Below are 17955 nucleotides of genomic sequence, written 5' to 3' on the forward strand. Positions count from 1 at the left end.
CGGCGCACGAAGCCGGGGCTCTCGGCGCACGCAACCGGGGCTCTGGACGCTTCGCTCCCACGTCGTCGCGGCGGAGGGGGGTCCGAGGGATGGAACGGGCTGACATCCCGAGTGAGCGCGGAACGGCCCGGAAAGGTAGCCTGACCCTGTGACTCGGAGCATCTATGTGATGGCGCCCGAGGGCCAGACAGGGAAGTCGGTCGTCGCCCTCGGCATTGTTGACGCGCTCACGCGCGAGGTCGAAACGGTCGGCGTCTTCCGGCCAATCATCCAGAGCGGTGCGAAGGACGCGATCCTCACCGCCCTACTCAGGCAGCCGGCCGTCCACCAGGAGTACGAGGAGTCCTACGGCGTCACGTACGAGGACGTGCGTGCCAACGCCGACGAGGCCCTCGCCACGATCGTGCGGCGCTACGGCGAGATCGCCGGGCACTTCGACGCCGTGGTCATCCTCGGCTCGGACTACCGCGACGCCCTCGGCGCCCCCGAACTGGGCCTCAACGCCCGCATCGCGGCGAACCTGAACGCGCCGGTCGCTTTCACGGTGTCGGCCCGCACGCGGTCGGCCGAGGAGGTCGTCCAGTTCGCGCGCAGCTCCCTGGAGGAGCTCAAGAAGCACCACGCGCAGACGATCGCGGTCATCCCGACCCGCGTGCCGACCGGCCACGAGGCCGAGTACGCCAACGCGGTCCGTGCCGCCTGGCCCGACGTCGTGGCCGGCGTCATCCCCGACCATCGGGTGCTCGCCGCCCCGCTGCTCGGCGCGCAGGTCAAGGCCGTCGAGGGACGCCTCATCGTCGGGCGCGACGACATGCTGCAGCACGACAGCCAGACCGTGATCGTCGGCGCCATGACGCTGCCCAACCTGCTGGCCCGCCTCGAGCCCGAGGCGACGGTCATCATGCCGGGCGACCGCACCGAGATGATCCCGGGCCTGCTGCTGGCCCAGTCGTCCGGCTCGTTCCCGCAGCTGGCCGGGCTGATCCTCACCGGCGGCTACGAGGTGCCGGAGACGATCATGCGCCTCATCACGTCCGTGCCGCACGAGCTACCCATCGCGGTGACCGAGCTGGGCACCTACACGACCGCGGAGCGGCTGTTCCGCCTCGAGGGCATGATGACCAGCTCGGAGCGCAAGACCGAGCTCGGCCGTCGCCTGTTCTCCGAGTTCGTGGACGCCGGCGCCCTGCTGGGCGCGATGCACGTCGACCGCGCCGAGATCCGGACGCCCGTCATGTTCGAGTACCAGCTCAACGAGATGGCCCGCCGCGACAAGCGCCGCATCGTCCTGCCCGAGTCGGGCGACGACCGCATCCTTGAGGCGGCATCCATCGTGCTGCGCCGCGGCACGGCCGACATCATCCTGCTCGGCGACCCGACCGACGTGAAGGCCCGCGCACTGGCGTCCGGCTACTCGCTGGAGGGCGCCGAGATCATCGACATGGCCACCCCGGAGCTGGTCGAGCAGTTCTCCGAGGAGTACGCACGCCTGCGTTCGGCGAAGGGCGTCACGGTCGAGCAGGCCAAGGAGAAGATGACCGACCCGAGCTACTTCGGGACGATGATGGTCCACCTCGGGCTGGCCGACGGCATGGTGTCCGGTGCTGCCAACACGACGGCGAACACGATCCGGCCGAGCCTGGAGTTCGTGAAGACACGCCCTGGCGTCTCCGTGGTGAGCTCGAGCTTCCTGATGTGCATGGCCGACCGGGTCGACGTGTACGGCGACTGCGCCGTCAACCCCGACCCGACCGCCGAGCAGCTCGCCGACATCGCGATCAGCTCCGCCGAGACGGCCGTGGCGTTCGGCATCGAGCCGCGCGTCGCGATGCTGTCGTACTCGACGGGCACCTCGGGCGCCGGCGCGGACGTCGACAAGGTGCGCGAGGCGACCGACCTCGTCCGCCTGCGCGCGCCCGAGCTCAAGGTCGAGGGCCCGATCCAGTTCGACGCCGCCGTCGACCCGACGGTCGGGCTGAAGAAGATGCCGGGCTCGGAGGTGGCCGGTCGCGCGACCGTGTTCATCTTCCCGGACCTGAACACGGGCAACAACACGTACAAGGCCGTGCAGCGGTCAGCGGGCGCGCTCGCCATCGGGCCGGTCCTGCAGGGGCTCAACAAGCCCGTCAACGACCTGTCGCGCGGCGCGCTGGTCGACGACATCGTCAACACCATCGCGATCACCGCGATCCAGGCCCAGCACGGCTGAGAAGGGACCCGACCATGCCTACACCCATCCTGCTGCTCAACGCGGGGTCGAGCTCCATCAAGTACCAGGTCATCGACGCCGACAGCGAGGAGGTGCTCGCCTCCGGCCTCATCGAGCGCATCGGCCTGGACGAGGGCGTCCTCACGCACAAGCGCGCCGACGGTGAGTGGATCGCGCACGAGGACTACTCGAATCACACGCTGGCCCTGCAGGCCATGGTGGCCATGTTCCACGAGCACGGCCCCTCGCTGGACGACGTGGTGGCGGTCGGCCACCGCACCGTGCACGGCGGCGACAAGCTGACCGAGACGATGCTGATCGACGACGCAGTGGTGAACACCCTCGAGGTGCTCTCCCCGTTGGCGCCGCTGCACAACCCGCCCGGCATCGCCGGCATCCGGGGCGCGCAGAAGGCGCTTCCGGACGTCCCGCACGTGGCGATCTTCGACACGGCGTTCTTCTCGTCCCTGCCCCCCGAGGCGTACACCTACGCGATCAACGCCGAGGTGGCCGAGCAGTACGCGATCCGTCGCTACGGCTTCCACGGCACGTCGCACAACTACGTGTCACACAAGGCCGCGGAGTACCTGGGCAAGCCGTACGAGGAGGTCACCCAGATCGTCTGCCACCTGGGCAACGGGGCGTCGATCTCGGCGATCAAGAACGGCGTGGCCGTCGACACCTCCATGGGGCTCACCCCGCTGGAGGGCCTGGTCATGGGCACCCGCTCGGGCGACATCGACCCGGGCATCATCGCCTACCTGCACCGCGAGGCCGGCCTCAGCACGGACGCCATCGACACGCTGCTCAACAAGAAGTCCGGCATGGCCGGGCTCTGCGGCAAGTCCGACATGCGTGACGTCGAGGCCGCCATGGTCGCCGGCGACGAGGCCGCCACCACCGCGTGGGGCGTCTACTGTCGGCGCATCGCGGGCTACATCGGCCGCTACATCGCAATCCTGGGCGGGGTCGACTGCGTCACGTTCACCGCGGGCGTCGGCGAGAACTCGGTCGCGGTCCGCCGCGACGTGCTCTCGGGCCTCGCCCCGCTGGGCCTGGTGTACGACGCCGAGCGCAACGCCCTGCGTTCCCGCGAGCCGCGTCCGATCTCGACCGACGACTCCCCCGTCACCGTCCTGGTGATCCCGACCAACGAGGAGCTCCAGATGGCCCGCGAGGTGAAGGCGGTCATCGTCGGCTGATCGTGGACGGGGGCGGGGTAGGTTGACGGCATGACCACTGCCCTCGTCACCGGCGCGACCGCCGGCATCGGCGCCGAGTTCGCCCGCCAGCTGGCCGCCCGGGGCGACGACCTCGTCCTGGTGGCGCGCAACGCCGAGCGACTCGAGGCGTCCGCCGCCGACCTGCGGACGCGGTACGGCGTCACCGTCGAGGTGCTGATCGCCGATCTGGCCGTCCGCGAGGACGTGGCCCGCGTGGCCGACCGCCTCGCCGACCCGGGGCGTCCGGTCGACGTGCTCGTCAACAACGCCGGCTTCGGCGACCCCACCCGCCTGCTCGACGCAGACACCAGCCCGCACGAGCGCGCCCTCGACGTGATGGGCGCGGCCGTCCTGGTGCTCGGCAACACCGCAGCCCGGGCGATGGTGGCCCGCGGCCACGGCCAGGTCGTCACGGTGGCGTCCCTGTCGGCGTGGATCACCCAGGGCAGCTACTCGGCGGTGAAGTCGTTCGCGAAGCTCTACTCCGAGGCGCTCAGCAACGAGCTGCACGGCACGGGGGTCACCGCCACGGCGTTGTGCCCCGGCTGGGTGCGCACCGAGTTCCACGAGCGGGCGGCGATCGATGCGGGCAGGATCCCCGCCCCGGTCTGGGTGAGCGCGCAGCGTTGCGTGAGCGAGTGCCTCGCCGACGCGGACGCCGGCAAGGCCATCTCGCTGCCCACCAAGCGCTGGAAGCTGGCCGCCCTCGCGCTGCAGCACCTGCCGCGCGGGGCCGTCCGGGCGATCACCCGGCAAGTCGACCGCGCCAGGAACTGAGGCCCGAGCAGGGATGGGAGCCCCGGCGTGGTGCAGAATGGTCCGGTGACCAGTGACCACGACGAGGCCAAGGCGAGGGACGACCTCGCCAAGTACTCTGATACCCCGCAGCGGGTGGCGCGCTTCGTGGCACAGCAGCTGATCATGAAGCCGTACGTCTGGTCGGCGCTGACGGTGCACATCCACGGCGAGCGCCACCTGACCGACCTGAATGCCCCCTTCATCGCGATCGCCAACCACTCAAGCCACGTCGACACGACGGTGATCTATGGCGCGCTCCCCCGTCGGCTGAGTCGCAACCTGGCCGCGGGGGCGGCCGCCGACTATTTCTTCAAGAAGAAGACCTCCGCGCTGGGCACCCGCCTCTTCTTCAACGCCTACCCGGTCGACCGCGGCGGCATGAAGGGCCACGCGGGCCTGTCCGGCCGACTGCTGGACGACGGCGTCCCGCTGCTGATCTTCCCCGAGGGCACCCGATCGCGCACCGGCGCGATGGCGAAGTTCAAGATGGGCGTCGCGGCGCTGTCGATCCAGCAATCCGTACCCGTTCTCCCGATCGCGCTGGTGGGCGCCTATGCCGCCATGCCGTACGGACAGAAGTTGCCGGTGCCCGGGCGTCCGACCGTGCACGTCGTGTTCGGCAACCCGCTGCGCGCGCACCCGGGCGAGACGGTCCCGCGGTTCACCGAGCGGCTGTACAACCGGGTCGTGGAGCTGCACGACACCACCGCGCGCGCCTACGGCATGCCGACGCAGGCCGACTTCCACCGTTCGGTCGCCCTGAAGGCCGCTGCGAAGAAGGCCAAGGACAGCTCGACCACCGACTGACGCCTCAGGGCGACCGGAGCACGCGCACGGGGTCCTTCAGCGAGGCCGACAGGGCGGGCGGTAGCTGTGCCGTCGCCGCGCCCAGCACCTGCCAGGCGACCAGCCAGCCCACCAGGGTCACGGGGGTGGCGGTGTGGGAGGCGAGCTGGTTCCTGGCCCCGGCCCGACCGAACGGCTAGGCGGTCCGGGCCACGACCGACAACGGCACCATGCGCGTCCGCGCGACGGCGGCGACGGACGCCAGCGCGGCGACCAGGGCCCAGCCCACGAGCAGCAGCAGCGGGATCGTCACCCCCGTGCCCGTGGAGACCGCACGCACGGCGTCCAGCGCCGGGGAGACCGGCGAGAGCACCCGCAGCGCACCGAAGATGCCCGGCGCGGTGGCGGTCGTCGCCGTCACGGCGGTGACCACGGCCATCGCGAGGGCGGCGACGCGCCCCCCGTTCCCGAACAGGGCCGCCAGCGCGTGGTTGACGACGGCGAACGCCGCGCCGGCCACGAGCAGGACACCGGTGAGCAGGAGTCCCTCCTCGAACGTCAGCTTGAGCGCCACCCAGCCGGCGATCGCCAGCAGGAAGGCCTGCGCCGACACGATCCCCAGCCCCGGCAGCAGGGCGCGCTTGAGCAGCGCGCCGGAGCCGGCCGTGGAGAGCGCCGCCCGGCGCGAGGTGCCCGGCACGACCGCGAAGGTCGCGAGCGCGCCGACCCACAGCGCGGTGGTGAGCAGCAGGCTCACCCACGCCAGGTTGGGGCGCACCAGCCCGGACAGCCCGGTCGTCTCGACCGGCGAGGCGACCACGTCGGCGAGCCGGTCGCGCTCGGCATCGGTGTAGGTCGGGATCTCGCCGGCTCCGGAGGCCACGCCGTCCGCGAGCTCGCGGGTGCCCCCGGCGAGCTCGGTGGCGCCGTCGGCGAGCAGGCCGAGCCCGCCGGCGAGCTGCGAGGCGCCGCCCGCGGCCTGGTCGATGCCGCCGGTGTACTGGTCGACGCCCGAGCTGAGCTGGCCGAGGCCGTCCGCGAGCAGGCGCGCGCCGCCGGCGGCCTGGTCGACGCCGCCGGTGTAGGCGTTCACGCCGGTGCCCAGCTGGTCGAGGCCGCTCGCGAGCTCGTCGATGCCGCCGGCGAGCTGGCCGGTGCCGTCGGCGAGGCCGCGCGCACCGTCGGAGAGCTGACGCGCGCCCACGGCGAGCTGGTCGGCGCCGTCGGCGAGCTGCTGCCCGCCCTCGTCGAGCTGCGTGCCGCCGTGGATGAACTCGTCCAGCAGGGCGAGCACGGCCTCCTTGGTCAGGGGCGTGTCGCCGGGGATCGAGGTCTCGAGCTCCTGCAACTCCTCCTGCGCGCGCGGCGCCCAGGCGACCATCTCCTTCGACAGCTCCGAGAGCCGATCCAGCAGGGCGAGGATCTGCTCGCCGGTCTGCTGGAGCAGCGTCGCGTCGGCGGCCAGGTCGCGCGCGTCGGTGCGGACCGGCGCGAGGACACCCGCGAGCTTCTCCCCGGCCTCGGCCAGGCCGGCGCGGTAGGCGGCGCACGCCTCCTCCGACAGGTCGGCCGGGCAGGCCTGAGCGTCGGACGCCAGCGCCGCGGCCGTGGCGGCCGCCGCGTCCACCCCACTGCGCACGTCGGACGCCGCGGGCGCGAGCGCCATGGCCTCGCTGATCCACGCCCGGGCCTGCTCGATGAAGGCCTGCACCTGGGCGTCCCAGGCGATGGCGTTCTCCGTGAGGTCGGTGACGCCGGCCTCGATGTCGTCGATCCAGCCGGCCCACTCGGGCAGGCGGTCGAGCGCGTCGCGCAGCGGGGTGACGAGGCTGTTCACGCCGCCGGTGTACTGGGTGACGCCGTCGGCGAAGGTGTGCATGCCGTCGGCGTAGGTCTCGACGCCATCGGCGTAGGTGTCGGCCCCGTTCGCCCACTGGGTCGTGCCCGCCGAGAGCGCACCGGCGCCGTCGGCGAGCTGGCCCGCGCCATCCGAGGCCGACGCCACGCCCGCGCGCAGCTGCGCGGAACCGGCCGAGGCCAGGCCCAGTCCGTCGGCCAGGGCGTCCGCGCCAGAGGCGGACTGGCGGGCGCCGTCGCGCAGCTGGGGCGAGCCGGCCGAGGCGAGGTCGAGGCCGTCGGCCAGCGCCCAGGCGCCGTCGGCGGACTGCCGGGCGCCGTCGGCGAGCTGCCCGGCGCCGTCGGCGAGCTTGGCCGTGCCATCCTTCATCTCGAGCATCTGCTCGGCCATCTGGTTGAAGCCGACGTAGATGTTCTTGAGGTACTCCCCGGTCAGGAACCGGTTGAGGGCGTTGGCAGCCGCGTCGGCGATGGTCTGGCCGAGCGCGGTCTCGTCGAGGCCGGCCACCGGCGAGGTCTCGACGTGGATCGTGGCCTTGCGCGCCTCGCCGGCCTCGCCGCCGAACGACGTGGCGGCCGCGGAGAACTCCTTGGGGATGGTCACGACGGCGGCGTAGCGGCCGTTCGCCAGGCCCTCGGCCGCCTTGGTCTGCGTGGCCAGCACCCAGTGGAGGTTCTGCTCCCGGTCGGAGTCGACGAGCTCGGCCGTCAGCTGGCGGCCCAGGGGCATGGACTGGCCGTTGACCTCGACCATCTCGTCGAGGTTCACGATCGCGGCCTGGACGCCGCGCAGGCCGCTGTCGGCGTACGCGGTGCCCCAGAGGAAGCCGCCGGCTGTCAGCAGCGGCACCAGGAGAAGGGCCACCCATGTGGTCCAGCGCTTGCGGTTCATCGGGTACCTCCAGTGAGGGCGGGGTCGGTGAGCTCGGCGGCGTCGGCCGGCACCGCGGGTGCGGCGAGGTCGGCGCGGACGCGCTGAGCGGGGACGAGGGCGGCCAGCACGTCGGCGTCCGACGCGGCCAGGACGAGGGACATGCCCTCGTGCGAGGTGAGTTCGGCCAGCGCGCCGCGGGCGTCCGCGGGGAGCCGGTCGGCGTCGTCGACGGCGACGAGGGTGACGTCGTCGTGGGCGGACGCCCGGGCGAGGATGCGGGCGGCGTCCGGGTCGCTGCCGTCCAGCCACAGGGCGTGGCGGCGCAGGGAGCCGGCCTGCTGCGGCAGGACCAGCCCGAGCACCTTCAGCTCGCCGGAGGTGAGCGCGAGGCGTCCGGTCAGCGCCAGCGTGAGCGCGCGCCGGGAAGCCGCACCGCCCTCGAGCACGAGCGTGCCGCCGCGGGGCAGGGCCAGGTCGACGTCGGAGAACAGGGTGGTGCGCTCGGTGGCGGCGGCGAGGCCCTCGCCGTAGACGGCGTGGTCGGCGTCCGGGTGCGGCCACTCGGCCAGGGACAACTGGTGGGTGATGGCCTCGCCCTCGGCGTCCAGCGCGGGCAGGCGGCGGTCGAGCCACGCCGGCAGCCACCAGGCGCCGCTGCGGAGCATCTTCATGACCGCCGGGCCGAGGGTCATGCGGACGAGGAAGGCGTCGATCGCCACGCCGACGGCCAGGCCGAGGGCGATGGGCTTGATGACGCCGCTACCCGCGGGCACGAAGAACGCGAAGACGCTGACCATGATGATGGCGGCCGCGACCACGACCTTGGCGGAGTGGACGAAGCCCTCCTCGGTCGGGTTGGTGCGGTTGCCGTGGACGTACTCCTCACGCATACGGGAGGTGAGGAAGATCTCGTAGTCCATGGCGAGGCCGAACAGGATGCCCATCAGGATGATCGGCAGGAACGAGATCACCGGGATGGCCTCGGGGAGGTTGATGACCTCCTTGAACCAGCCGAGGTTGAACACCAGCGTGGTGATGCCGAACGCCGCGCCCACGCTGAGCAGGTAGCCCAGCGCCGCCTTGACCGGGACCACGAGCGAGCGGAACACGACCGTGAGCAGCACCAGCGACAGGCCGACCACGAACAGCGAGAACGGCAGCAGGGCGCCGGCGAGCTGGGCCGAGACGTCGAGCGCCATGGCCGTGTAGCCGGTGATCGCCATGTCGACGCCGCGCTCGGCGCGCCAGGTGTCGGTGAGCGCCCGCAGGTCGTGGACGAGCTGGTTGGTGGCGGGGTCGTCGGGCCCCGTGGTCGGGATGACCTGGATGAGGCCGGTGTCGGCGTTGGGGTTGGGGACGGCCATCGCGACGAGCTTCACGCCGGGCACCTGCTCGACCTCGCCGGCCAGTTCGGTGACCAGGCCCATCGGGTCGTTGGACTCGACGATCGGTCCGGTGATGACCAGCGGGCCGTTGTAGCCGGCGCCGAAGCGCTCGGTGATGAGGTCGAACGTGATGCGGTCGGGCGCCCCGGGCGGGTTCTGGCCCGAGTTGGGCAGGGCCAGCTTGAGCTGCGTGGCCGGCAGCGCCAGCGCGCCGAGCATCGCGATGACCGCGAGGATGGTGAGCAGCGGCACCTTGGTGATCACGCGCACCCACCAGCGGGATGCCCGCGTCCAGGCGTCCGGCTTGGCGTGCTGCTCGATCGAACGCCCCTCGGCCATCGCCAGGCGCGCCTCCTTGGGGCGGATGCGGTCTCCGGCGAAGCCGAGCATGGCAGGCAGCAGCGTGAGCGCCAGCGCCACCTCGATGGCGACCGCGACGGCGGAGAAGACGCCCATGATGCCGAGGAAGGGGATGCCGGCGACGCTGAGGCCGACCAGCGCCACGATGACGGTGGAACCGGCGACGACGACGGCCGATCCCGCTGTGGCGGTGGCGCGGGCGGCCGACTCCTCGGCGTCCATGCCGGTGGCGAGCTGGTCGCGGTGGCGGCTCACGATGAACAGGGAGTAGTCGATGCCGACCGCCAGCGCGAGCATGAGCGCCAGCAGCAGCGTGGTCGACATGATGGGGATGACCCCGGCCGCGATCACGATGACGAGCACGGACGCCCCGGCGCCGACCAGCGCGCTGATCACGGGCATCAGGGCGGCGCGGAGCGACCCCAGGACGACCAGCAGCACGATGATGGCGATGCCGACGCCGATGGCCTCGATCGCGGAGAGGTGGGGCATGGAGACCGAGAAAAGGTCACCGCCGACGTGGACCTCGCCACCGGGGATGGCGTCCTGCAGGTCGGCGCCCGCCTCGACGAGCATCTCCCGCTGGGCGTCGCTGAGGTTGGACGGGCCGAGGCCCTCCTTGGCGCGGACGTTGATCAGCGCGGCGGTCTCGTCGTCGCTGATCAGGCCGTCGACGTACTCGAAGAAGGGCGACTGCGCCATCTCGACCCAGTCGAGCTCCTTCAGCTTCGGCAGTTCGTCCTCGATCGCCTGCTTGATGGCGGGGTCGGTGACCTTCTGCCCCTCCGGGGCGAGGACGACCATGTTCGCCGAACTCAGAGCGGCCTCGGGGAAGGTCATGCGGAGGCCGTCGAGCGCCACCTTGGAGGAGGCGCCGGGGATGTCGAACTCGTCGTTGAACGAGCCGCCGACCGCGAGGGCGAGGCCGCCGAGGGCGACGAGGATGGCGAGCCAGATCGCCACAACGCGACGGCGTGCACGCCAGGACGCGTGCGCGAGTCGGTAGATCCAGGTGGACACGTGCGGCCTTCCGATACAGAACTGTATTGAATACGGTACTGTATCGAACCGCGCCACCCAAGCCGGCTGCCCTGCCCCGGGCTGGCGCTGAGGAGGAACTGTGACGGAGCTCACCGCCCGGCGTGCCGCGACCCGAGAACGCCTGGTCGACGCCGCCGTCGTCGTGTTCGCCGAGAAGGGCGTGCTCGGTGCGGCGGTGGAGGAGATCTGCGAGGCAGCCGGGTTCACCCGGGGCGCCTTCTACTCCAACTTCACCAGCAAGGACGACCTCTGCGTCGAGCTCCTTCAGCGCAACTACGAGCTGCAGATGGCCGCGCTCGACCAGGCGATCGCCGGCATCGACGCCGCCCCCACGAGCAACCTGGACGACCTCATCGCACGCACGCTCGACATGTTCTTCGCCGCCCAGCCCGAGGGCCGGCACTGGGTGCTGGCCAGCCAGGAGCTGCGGCTCCACGCCGCACGCTCCCCCGAGTTCGCCCCGGCGTACCGGCGCTTCACCGACCAGGGCACGCTGCGGGTGGCCGAGACGATCCGCTCCGTCGTCCAGGCACTGGGCTACGAGCTCACCACGAGCGGCCCCGCCGCCATCGGGCTGCTCCACGCCGTGCACGAGTACGGCACGCTCGGGTCGCTGATCGGGTCGGGCACCCTCGAGGGCGGCTACAAGGAGCGCCTGCTCGCCGAGGTGCTGCGCACGCTGGTGCGTCCTAGCTCGACCACCGTCCGGTGAAGTAGAGCCACGCCCACACGCCCTGCACGGCCAGCGCCACCAGCCCCGCGAGGACGCCGACGACGCGCCACCCGGTCGTGTCGGGGCGGGACTCGACGAACTCCCCCACCTGCCGCCACAGCGGGAACCACAACAGGACGGCGCGGTTGACGCTCATCAGCCAGTAGGAGAGCGAGAACGCCAACACCTGAACGCCCACCCAGGCCGCCTCGGCGACCCGCTTGCGGAACAGGGCGACCAGCGTCACGACGACGCCCACGACCCACGAGACGAGTTCGGCCCGGAACAGCCACACCCACTCGGGGTGGTCCGGCGTCGGGCGCTGGACGACCTCCCAGTGGTTGGCGATGGCTTCCCAGGGCCAGTGGAAGCCGCGGTCCCAGCCGGCCTCCTGGGCGGCGAACCAGGCCGTCCACGATCCGGTGAGGCCGTAGAGGTAGGTGACGTAGGCGACCAGCACGGCGGTCGGCAGGACCAGCCAGGCCAGCCGCGCGCCCAGCCCACCGTCGCGGACGCCGCGGCGCCGGGAGGGGTTGCGGCCCTGCGTGATCGCGAGAATGGCCAGCGCCCCGATCAGGAACAGTCCCGAGACCCGGAGCGCGCACGCCAGGGCGGTGAGCAGGGCGGCCTGGCCCCAGCGGCGCTGACTGGCGCGCTCCCATGCCCAGAAGGCGGCCGCACAGAAGGGGGCCTCGGTGTACGGGACGGCCGTGAAGACGGCCGTCGGGGCGAGGATCCAGGCGATGGCGCCCCACGCGCCGGCGATGCGCTTGAGAGCGAAGGCGGCGGCCAGCGAGCAGGCCAAGGCGAGGATCGTGCCGAACAGCACCGCGGGCAGGCCCAACTCGGTGAAGCCGCGCAGAAGCAGCGGCAGGCCCGGGAAGAACGCCATCTCGTCCGGGTCCGCGTACCCCTCCCGCGCGATCTTGAGGAAGTGCCCCACGTCCCACTGGGCGAGGACGGACTCAAGCGGACGGCGTCCGGCCACCGCCAGCGTGACCGCGATGATCGCGAACAGCAACCGGCTGACGAGCCACACCTGCACGATGAGCAGGTTCTCGTCAGCCAGTCGCCTCAGCGTGCGCGCCATGCCGCTCCCCCTTCCGCGGGGGATTCTGCCAGCTCAGCCGTTGCCTCCCGGCCGACCGGGGGTCGGCCGCGGCCTGACCTGCCCCGGCGGCGACGCTGTCGGGAGCGGCGTGGCCGCGGGCGGCGGCTGCGTGGGCTCCGTGGTGGGCTCGGGTTCGGGCGTCGGCTCAGGCTCCTGCGTGGGCTCCGGCGTCGGCGTCGGCTCCGGCGTCGGCTCCACGGTGCGGGTGACCGTCGGGGCGGCGGACGCCTTGGGCACCGGCGGCGCGGAGAACTTGCCCGAACGCGACTGCTTCGTGGGGCCGGGGAAGCGGATCTTCTCCTTGCCGTCCATCGCGACGCGCATGAACTCGAGCCACGCGGGCGCCGGGTAGGTCGAGCCGTACGTCTGGCCGATGTCGGAGTAGCCGTGCTCTCCACCGGTGAGCACGACGGCGGTCGAGATCTGCTTCGTCGCGCCGATGAACCACGTGGCGCGGGTCTCCTTCTTGCCGGAGTCGTAGTACGTTCCCGTCTTGCCGGCGACCTGGTGGCCCAGGCGGGAGACGCTGCGCGCGGTGCCCTCCTCGACCACGCCGGTGAGCGCGGCGACGGCGTTCTGAGCGACGTCCGGCTCGATGGTCTGGTCCTGGGCGATGACCGGCTTGTAGATCACGTTGCCCTTGGCGTCCTGCACTTCGGCGACGATGTGCGTGTTGGTGCGCTTGCCCTCGTTGACGAGGGTGGCGAGCCCGCGAGCGGCGTCCAGGGGCGAGACCTCGGCGTAGCCCAGCGCGATCGTGGCCTGGGGGTCCCAGTTGCTGTTGTGGATGCCGACGTCCTCGGCGGCCTTGATGACCTTGGCCGGGCCGTCCTCCATCTGCGTGGTGAGGTCGACGTAGGCGGTGTTGATGGACAACGTCGTCGCCTTCTTCAGGGTCACCGGCCCGTAGCTGGTGCCGCCGGCGTTGGTCACCTCGTGGTTGGTGCCCTTGACGCGGAACTTGTTGTTGCCGTCGAAGCGGTCGGCCAGGGTCGCCCCGTCCCGGAGGCCCGCGACCAGCGCCCACGGCTTGAACGTCGAGCCCGTCGGACGCGGCGTCTCGGCCCACACGCGGGCGTCCTCGATGGCGTCCGCCCCGGAATACAGCGCGAGGATCGCGCCGGTCGAGGTGTCGATCGAGGCCATGGCCGGGTGGTAGAACATCGGGTCGCGGTCGGGGTTGGCCTTCGAGCGGAGGTTCTTCGCGACGCGGTCGCGCATGTCCTGCATGGTCTTGATGGCCGTGTCCTGCAGGTTCTGGTCCACGGTCGTGATGATGCGCAGGCCGCCGCCGTCGATGAGGGACTCCTCGATGCCGGCGTCCTTGAGCTCGTTCTTCACCTTGTTCATCAGGAAGCCGTTGGGGCCGCCGAGGCGGTTGTCCGTCGGCAGGTTCGGGAAGTCGGGGAGAGAAGTGTAGATCGCGTCCTTCTCGGCCTCCGTCATGTAACCGACCTTGACCATCTGGTTGAGCGTGTACTGGTAGCGCTCCAGGAGGTCAGCCGCCTGCTTCTCACCGCGCCGCGGGTCGAGGCGCCCGGGGTCGTTGATCATGGCGGTCAGCGCGACGGCCTGCGGGTCGGTGAGGTCCTTGGCGTCCACGTCGAAGAAGGCCCGCGAGGCGGCCTGGATGCCGTACGCACCGCGTCCGTAGTAGACGGTGTTGAGGTAGCCCTCGAGCACCTGCTCCTTGGGCACGTCGCGGCCCATCTTCAGGGCGAGGATGATCTCGGTCAGCTTGCGGGTGACGGTCTTGTCCTGGGTGAGGTACAGGACCTTCACGTACTGCTGCGTGATCGTCGAGCCACCGACGGTGTCGACGCCGGGCGTGAGGGCGGTCTGGACGGCGCGCGCGAGGCCGGCGACGGAGATGCCGGGGTCGTTCCAGAAGTCCTCGTTCTCGCCGGCGATGATCGCCTCCTTGGCGTTGTCCGGCATCTCGGACAGGGGGATCGACACGCGGTTGTGCACCATGAACGTGCTGATCGGCTGCTCGCCACCGGCGAAGTAGACCGTCGAGACGTTGGTCTGGAAGTCCTTGTTGGGGTCGGGGATCTTCGTGTTGGCGTACACGACCGCAAACGCGCCCGCGCCCAGCACGGCCAGCGCGACCGCAAGGATGCCGATCCACTTGAAGATGCCCAGCGCGATCTGCCCGCCGGTGCGCTTGGCACGCCGGGTCGTCGCGGACGTCGAACCCTGCGAGGGTCGCTGGCCTGAAGAAGCCGCGCGCTTGGCGTCAGTCATGCACAATCCTCAACATCGTCGTGCCCCGGGCCGAAGTCGTGGCGGTGGCCACCGCAGCTCGCCGGGACGGTCATCGCGTGGCGTTCTTGCCATACCACACCGTTCTAGGGTAGTTGCCCGGACGCCCAACCTGGAACCAGAGTTGCCACCGCCCCGCCGAGAGCCCCGGTGTTGCGCGCCGACAGCCCCGGTGTTGCGCGCCGACAGCCCCGGTGTTGCGCGCCGACAGCCCCGCACAGCTGCACGGTTGGCCTCCCGCCAGCGCCTCCGCGTACACTGATTCCTCGCCGGGGCCATGGCGCAATTGGTAGCGCACCTGCTTTGCAAGCAGGGGGTTAGGGGTTCGAGTCCCCTTGGCTCCACCGACGGCACAAGGCTCGAACCCTTGCCAATGGAAACTTTGGCGGGGGTTCGGGCCTTGTTCGTGTCTGCGGCCCGAGTGAGAGCGTTGGCGTTGACCTGGGGGTCGAGCAGCATTTCGAAGGGCCGGTTGTGCTCGACGCGCAGCTCGTTGTCCTCGTCGATGTCGACCTTCGTGAAGAACGCCTGGTTGCATAGCCGTCGGTTGGTACCGTCGCAGCGGGCGTAGATTTCGGCGCAGTTGGCGAGGAGCCCGAGGGCGTCGTCGAGGTGGGCGCGGGCGTCGGCGTAGTCGCCGAAGTGGGCGTCGATACGTCGGGTCACCTTGTCGAGTTCGGCGGGGATGCGGTCCTGCTCGCGCTTGAGCACGGTCAGCGGGATCGCGTCGGCATAGTGGGCCTGCATGAGTCGGTCTTGCTCGCTTTCGAGCCGGTCGCGGTTGGCCGTGAGACGCGCGAGTTCTTCGGTTTCGGCGGCCATCAGCCGGTCGAACTCGTGGTGGAGCATCCCGGCGAGGGCGTCTTGCTGGGCGGGTGTGATCTGGACGCGGGAGTAGTAGTCCTCGACGAGCTTCTCCACGTCCTCGATGAGCATGGCCTGGCGCGTGCACTCGGTCCGCTTGGAATGCCGGCCGGAGCAGACGAAGTCGCAGTACACGTTGCCGTGGCGGTTCTTCGCGTTGGAGACGATGAGCCGCGACCCGCATTGGCCGCAGTGGATGGTGCCTTTGAGGTAGTGACCGTGAACCTGGGTCGCCTCGACGGCGCACTGGTGCGCGGTGAGCACGGACTGGACCTGGTACCAGACCTCGGCGGGCACGAGCGCGGGGTGGTTCCCCTTGTAGCGGGTGCCGCGGTAGACGACATCGCCTTTGTAGTAGGGGTTGGTGAGGAGCCGGTGCACGGTCGAGACGGCGAGAGCCTTCGCCGCTCGCTTCGGGGTTGGCAGGCTGCGGAGTCCGCGTGAGGTGAGTTCGTCGTGGAGCTGGCTGACGCTCCAGTTCCCGGAGGCGTATGCCTTGAAGGCCCACTCGATCATGGGCGCGCGTTCGGGGTCGAGCTCGATGGTGCGGAGCTCGCGGCCCGTCTCGTCGCGCTTGCGGACGTTGAGGTAGCCGATGGGTGCTCGCCCGTTCGTTCCTCCACCGATGGCTTTCTGCGTCATGCCTTTGGTGACTTCGGTGGCGAGGTTGCGGGAGTAGAACTCGGCGATCGTGGACATGATGCCGTGCAGCAGCATGCCCGAGGGCGTCTCGTCGATGTTCTCTGTCGCGGAGACGAGCATGACCCCGCACTGTTGGAGTGCGAGGTGGATGCTCACGTCGTCGGCGCGGTTGCGGGCGAGTCGGTCTACCTTGTGGACGATGCAGTAGGAGACCTTGTTGGCCTTGACGTACTGGATCATCCGCATCAGCTCGGGCCGGTCGGATGACTTAGCGGAGGCTCCTGCGTCGATGAACTCTTCGACGATGCCGGCGCCGAGCTGTTCGGCCTTGCGCCTGGTCGCTTCGCGTTGGGCGGGGATCGAGAAGCCTTCGTCGGTGCCGCCCTTCTCTGCCTGCTCACGGGTTGAGACCCGGAGGTAGGACACTGCGACAGCAGCGGTCCGGGGTGGGTCGATCAGGCTGGCTGTTGGATCATCGGCGACGGTGGTCATCGGGGGCTCACTCTCACGCGGTTCGACCCTCGCGCTCCCACTGCGGTGGGATGGGGCGTTGATCGTGAGAGCAGCCGGTGAAGGCTGTAGGGCGAGACCCGATGGTCTCGGTGCGTGTTGCCCGCCAGATGACGAGGTTTGGGCCACAACGCCCCGCGTCGCGAGGCTTGCAAGGTTCATTCTACCGGGCGGCCTCTGAGACGACCAGGCCATCGGGGGGTCGCCCGGTAGGTGTCGGGCACCCGGACCGCTTCGCGGGCGCTCGGCTCTCGCCTGTCTCCTGCAACGTCAGCCGGATCAGCACTTCGGCGAGCTTGTGCAGGTCGGCGCGGTCGCGATGCACGGCCCGGACGGAGAATGACCGCTCGTCGTAGGAGCGTCGGTCGGTCTTCTTGACATAGCGGCTCATCGGTCTACGGAGCCCCGTCGTCGGCGAGATTGGCGTAGAACTCGTCTTCGGCTTCCTGCCGCTTGCGGACCTGAGCGATCACGAACTCGACGAACTCGCTATCCCGGTCGGTGAACTTCACGTCCTGGATTGCGGGGGCCGGCTCATCGCCGGGCCAGGCCGCTTGCCGGGTGGGGCGGTCGCGGTCCCCGTGCGTGCCGCAGGCGGTGACCCAATCGCGGAGTCGCTGGCGAGCATCGGCGAAGTCGCGGTGCCAGCCGAGGGGTGCGGACGCGTTCTGCTCGGGGTCGTAGGCAGCCAGCCAGTGCAGGTGGAGCGCCGAGAGTTCCCAGACGAGCTCGGGATGGTGATGCCAGAACGGCGGGATCACGGCGACTTGGAGACCGTAGGTGCGGCGCAGCCAGTCCACCCACCGGTTCAGCGCGAGCCATTCCTGCTCCAACTCGTGAGCCGTCAGCAGGTTCCAGTTCACCGGATGGGGCGGTTCGGGCGTGTCGGCGTTGGTGACGCGGGGCGGCCCGTCGAACACATCAGCCTCATCCACGTCGGACGGACTACCGGGGACATCTGGCGATGTGGGTTCCTGGTTCTGATCGTTCGTCATGGCCCGGCTCCCGAACTCACATGCTCACCGGCGCGGCCTGGGCCGCAGCGGTCGTCCGTTGCGGCGACTCGTAGGCGGCGGCGTCTCGTCCGGCCGAGTTGCGCGGGGTGCGGTCCACCTCGTAGCGGGTTCGCGCGGCGTCGTGGCCGATCTTCTTGGCGATGAACTCTTCGACCTCGATCGCCTGGCCGTTGCGCTCGTAATTGACCGGGGCGCGTGTAGCCCTCGGCCACGAAGTTGTCGCCTTGGGCGAAGTTCGCGTGCGCAACGGCTCCGAGGCGATGAAGCCTGACAGTGATTCCTGGGTGTGAATGGCCATGATG

The 17955-nt window shown here is 70.6% G+C and carries 12 protein-coding genes, 1 tRNA gene and 1 pseudogene; 6 read left to right on the forward strand and 8 right to left on the reverse strand.

Annotated features, from left to right (window positions below; all coding sequences use genetic code 11):
* Positions 1 to 148: 148 nt before the first annotated feature.
* Genes pta through ET989_RS05940 form a run of 4 tightly spaced genes read left to right on the forward strand, consistent with a single transcriptional unit; the run spans position 149 to position 5037 of the window.
* Entirely contained in the window at positions 149 to 2209 is a 2061-nt protein-coding gene (gene pta, locus ET989_RS05925) for a phosphate acetyltransferase (protein WP_131167631.1), read from the forward strand.
* Between the two features lie 14 nt (positions 2210 to 2223).
* On the forward strand, positions 2224 to 3411 hold the full coding sequence (locus ET989_RS05930) for an acetate/propionate family kinase (protein ID WP_131167632.1): 1188 nt from the start codon (positions 2224 to 2226) through the stop codon (positions 3409 to 3411).
* A gap of 30 nt (positions 3412 to 3441) precedes the next feature.
* A complete protein-coding gene (locus ET989_RS05935) occupies positions 3442 to 4209 on the forward strand; it encodes an SDR family NAD(P)-dependent oxidoreductase (RefSeq protein WP_131167633.1) in 768 nt (255 codons plus the stop codon).
* Positions 4210 to 4254: 45 nt separating this feature from the next.
* A complete protein-coding gene (locus tag ET989_RS05940) occupies positions 4255 to 5037 on the forward strand; it encodes a lysophospholipid acyltransferase family protein (RefSeq protein ID WP_206662243.1) in 783 nt (260 codons plus the stop codon).
* Positions 5038 to 5212: 175 nt separating this feature from the next.
* On the opposite strand, the gene ET989_RS05945 is transcribed toward ET989_RS05940, so the two are convergent.
* The gene (locus ET989_RS05945; RefSeq protein ID WP_131167634.1) at positions 5213 to 7765 is read right to left on the reverse strand and encodes a YhgE/Pip domain-containing protein; all 2553 of its coding nucleotides are present in this window, start codon (positions 7763 to 7765) and stop codon (positions 5213 to 5215) included.
* Positions 7762 to 10512: an MMPL family transporter gene (locus tag ET989_RS05950; protein ID WP_165490055.1), complete on the reverse strand. Its 2751-nt coding sequence runs from the start codon at positions 10510 to 10512 to the stop codon at positions 7762 to 7764. Before ET989_RS05950 ends, ET989_RS05945 begins: the two co-directional genes overlap by 4 nt.
* A 100-nt stretch (positions 10513 to 10612) precedes the next feature.
* Here ET989_RS05950 and ET989_RS15240 point away from each other — a divergent pair, with 100 nt between their 5' ends.
* The gene (locus ET989_RS15240; protein WP_206662244.1) at positions 10613 to 11245 is read left to right on the forward strand and encodes a TetR/AcrR family transcriptional regulator; all 633 of its coding nucleotides are present in this window, start codon (positions 10613 to 10615) and stop codon (positions 11243 to 11245) included.
* Here the strand turns inward: ET989_RS15240 and ET989_RS05960 are convergent.
* Positions 11223 to 12335, reverse strand: a complete 1113-nt coding sequence (locus ET989_RS05960; RefSeq protein ID WP_131167636.1) for a mannosyltransferase family protein — start codon at positions 12333 to 12335, stop codon at positions 11223 to 11225. The two genes, ET989_RS15240 and ET989_RS05960, sit on opposite strands and share 23 nt — an antisense overlap.
* Positions 12336 to 12368: 33 nt before the next feature.
* Positions 12369 to 14603, reverse strand: a complete 2235-nt coding sequence (locus tag ET989_RS05965) for a transglycosylase domain-containing protein (protein WP_131167637.1) — start codon at positions 14601 to 14603, stop codon at positions 12369 to 12371.
* A gap of 289 nt (positions 14604 to 14892) precedes the next feature.
* On the opposite strand from ET989_RS05965, the gene ET989_RS05970 reads away from it, so the two are divergent.
* A tRNA-Ala gene (locus tag ET989_RS05970) sits at positions 14893 to 14965 on the forward strand.
* 610 nt (positions 14966 to 15575) lie between these two features.
* Here ET989_RS05970 and ET989_RS05975 read toward each other — a convergent pair.
* The 4 genes and pseudogenes from ET989_RS05975 to ET989_RS05990 all read right to left on the reverse strand — a co-directional run.
* Positions 15576 to 16832, reverse strand: a pseudogene (locus ET989_RS05975) (recombinase family protein); the annotation flags it as partial.
* Positions 16801 to 17028, reverse strand: a complete 228-nt coding sequence (locus ET989_RS05980; protein ID WP_180320757.1) for a hypothetical protein — start codon at positions 17026 to 17028, stop codon at positions 16801 to 16803. The gene ET989_RS05980 and the pseudogene ET989_RS05975, both read right to left, overlap by 32 nt.
* 4 nt (positions 17029 to 17032) lie before the next feature.
* A complete protein-coding gene (locus ET989_RS05985) occupies positions 17033 to 17572 on the reverse strand; it encodes a hypothetical protein (RefSeq protein ID WP_131167638.1) in 540 nt (179 codons plus the stop codon).
* A gap of 76 nt (positions 17573 to 17648) precedes the next feature.
* The gene (locus ET989_RS05990) at positions 17649 to 17951 is read right to left on the reverse strand and encodes a hypothetical protein (RefSeq protein ID WP_206662245.1); all 303 of its coding nucleotides are present in this window, start codon (positions 17949 to 17951) and stop codon (positions 17649 to 17651) included.
* Positions 17952 to 17955 lie beyond the last annotated feature (4 nt).

The organism is Propioniciclava sinopodophylli (assembly GCF_004324755.1).
Lineage (GTDB): Bacteria > Actinomycetota > Actinomycetes > Propionibacteriales > Propionibacteriaceae > Propioniciclava > Propioniciclava sinopodophylli.

Excerpts from the sequence above, each read along its gene's own strand:
- ET989_RS05930 (WP_131167632.1), top strand. The coding sequence starts at position 2,224 with ATGCCTACACCCATCCTGCTGCTCAACGCGGGGTCGAGCTCCATCAAG.
- ET989_RS05935 (WP_131167633.1), top strand. The coding sequence starts at position 3,442 with ATGACCACTGCCCTCGTCACCGGCGCGACCGCCGGCATCGGCGCCGAG.
- ET989_RS05945 (WP_131167634.1), bottom strand. The coding sequence starts at position 7,765 with ATGAACCGCAAGCGCTGGACCACATGGGTGGCCCTTCTCCTGGTGCCG.
- ET989_RS05960 (WP_131167636.1), bottom strand. The coding sequence starts at position 12,335 with ATGGCGCGCACGCTGAGGCGACTGGCTGACGAGAACCTGCTCATCGTG.
- ET989_RS05965 (WP_131167637.1), bottom strand. The coding sequence starts at position 14,603 with ATGACTGACGCCAAGCGCGCGGCTTCTTCAGGCCAGCGACCCTCGCAG.
- ET989_RS05980 (WP_180320757.1), bottom strand. The coding sequence starts at position 17,028 with ATGAGCCGCTATGTCAAGAAGACCGACCGACGCTCCTACGACGAGCGG.
- ET989_RS05990 (WP_206662245.1), bottom strand. The coding sequence starts at position 17,951 with ATGGCCATTCACACCCAGGAATCACTGTCAGGCTTCATCGCCTCGGAG.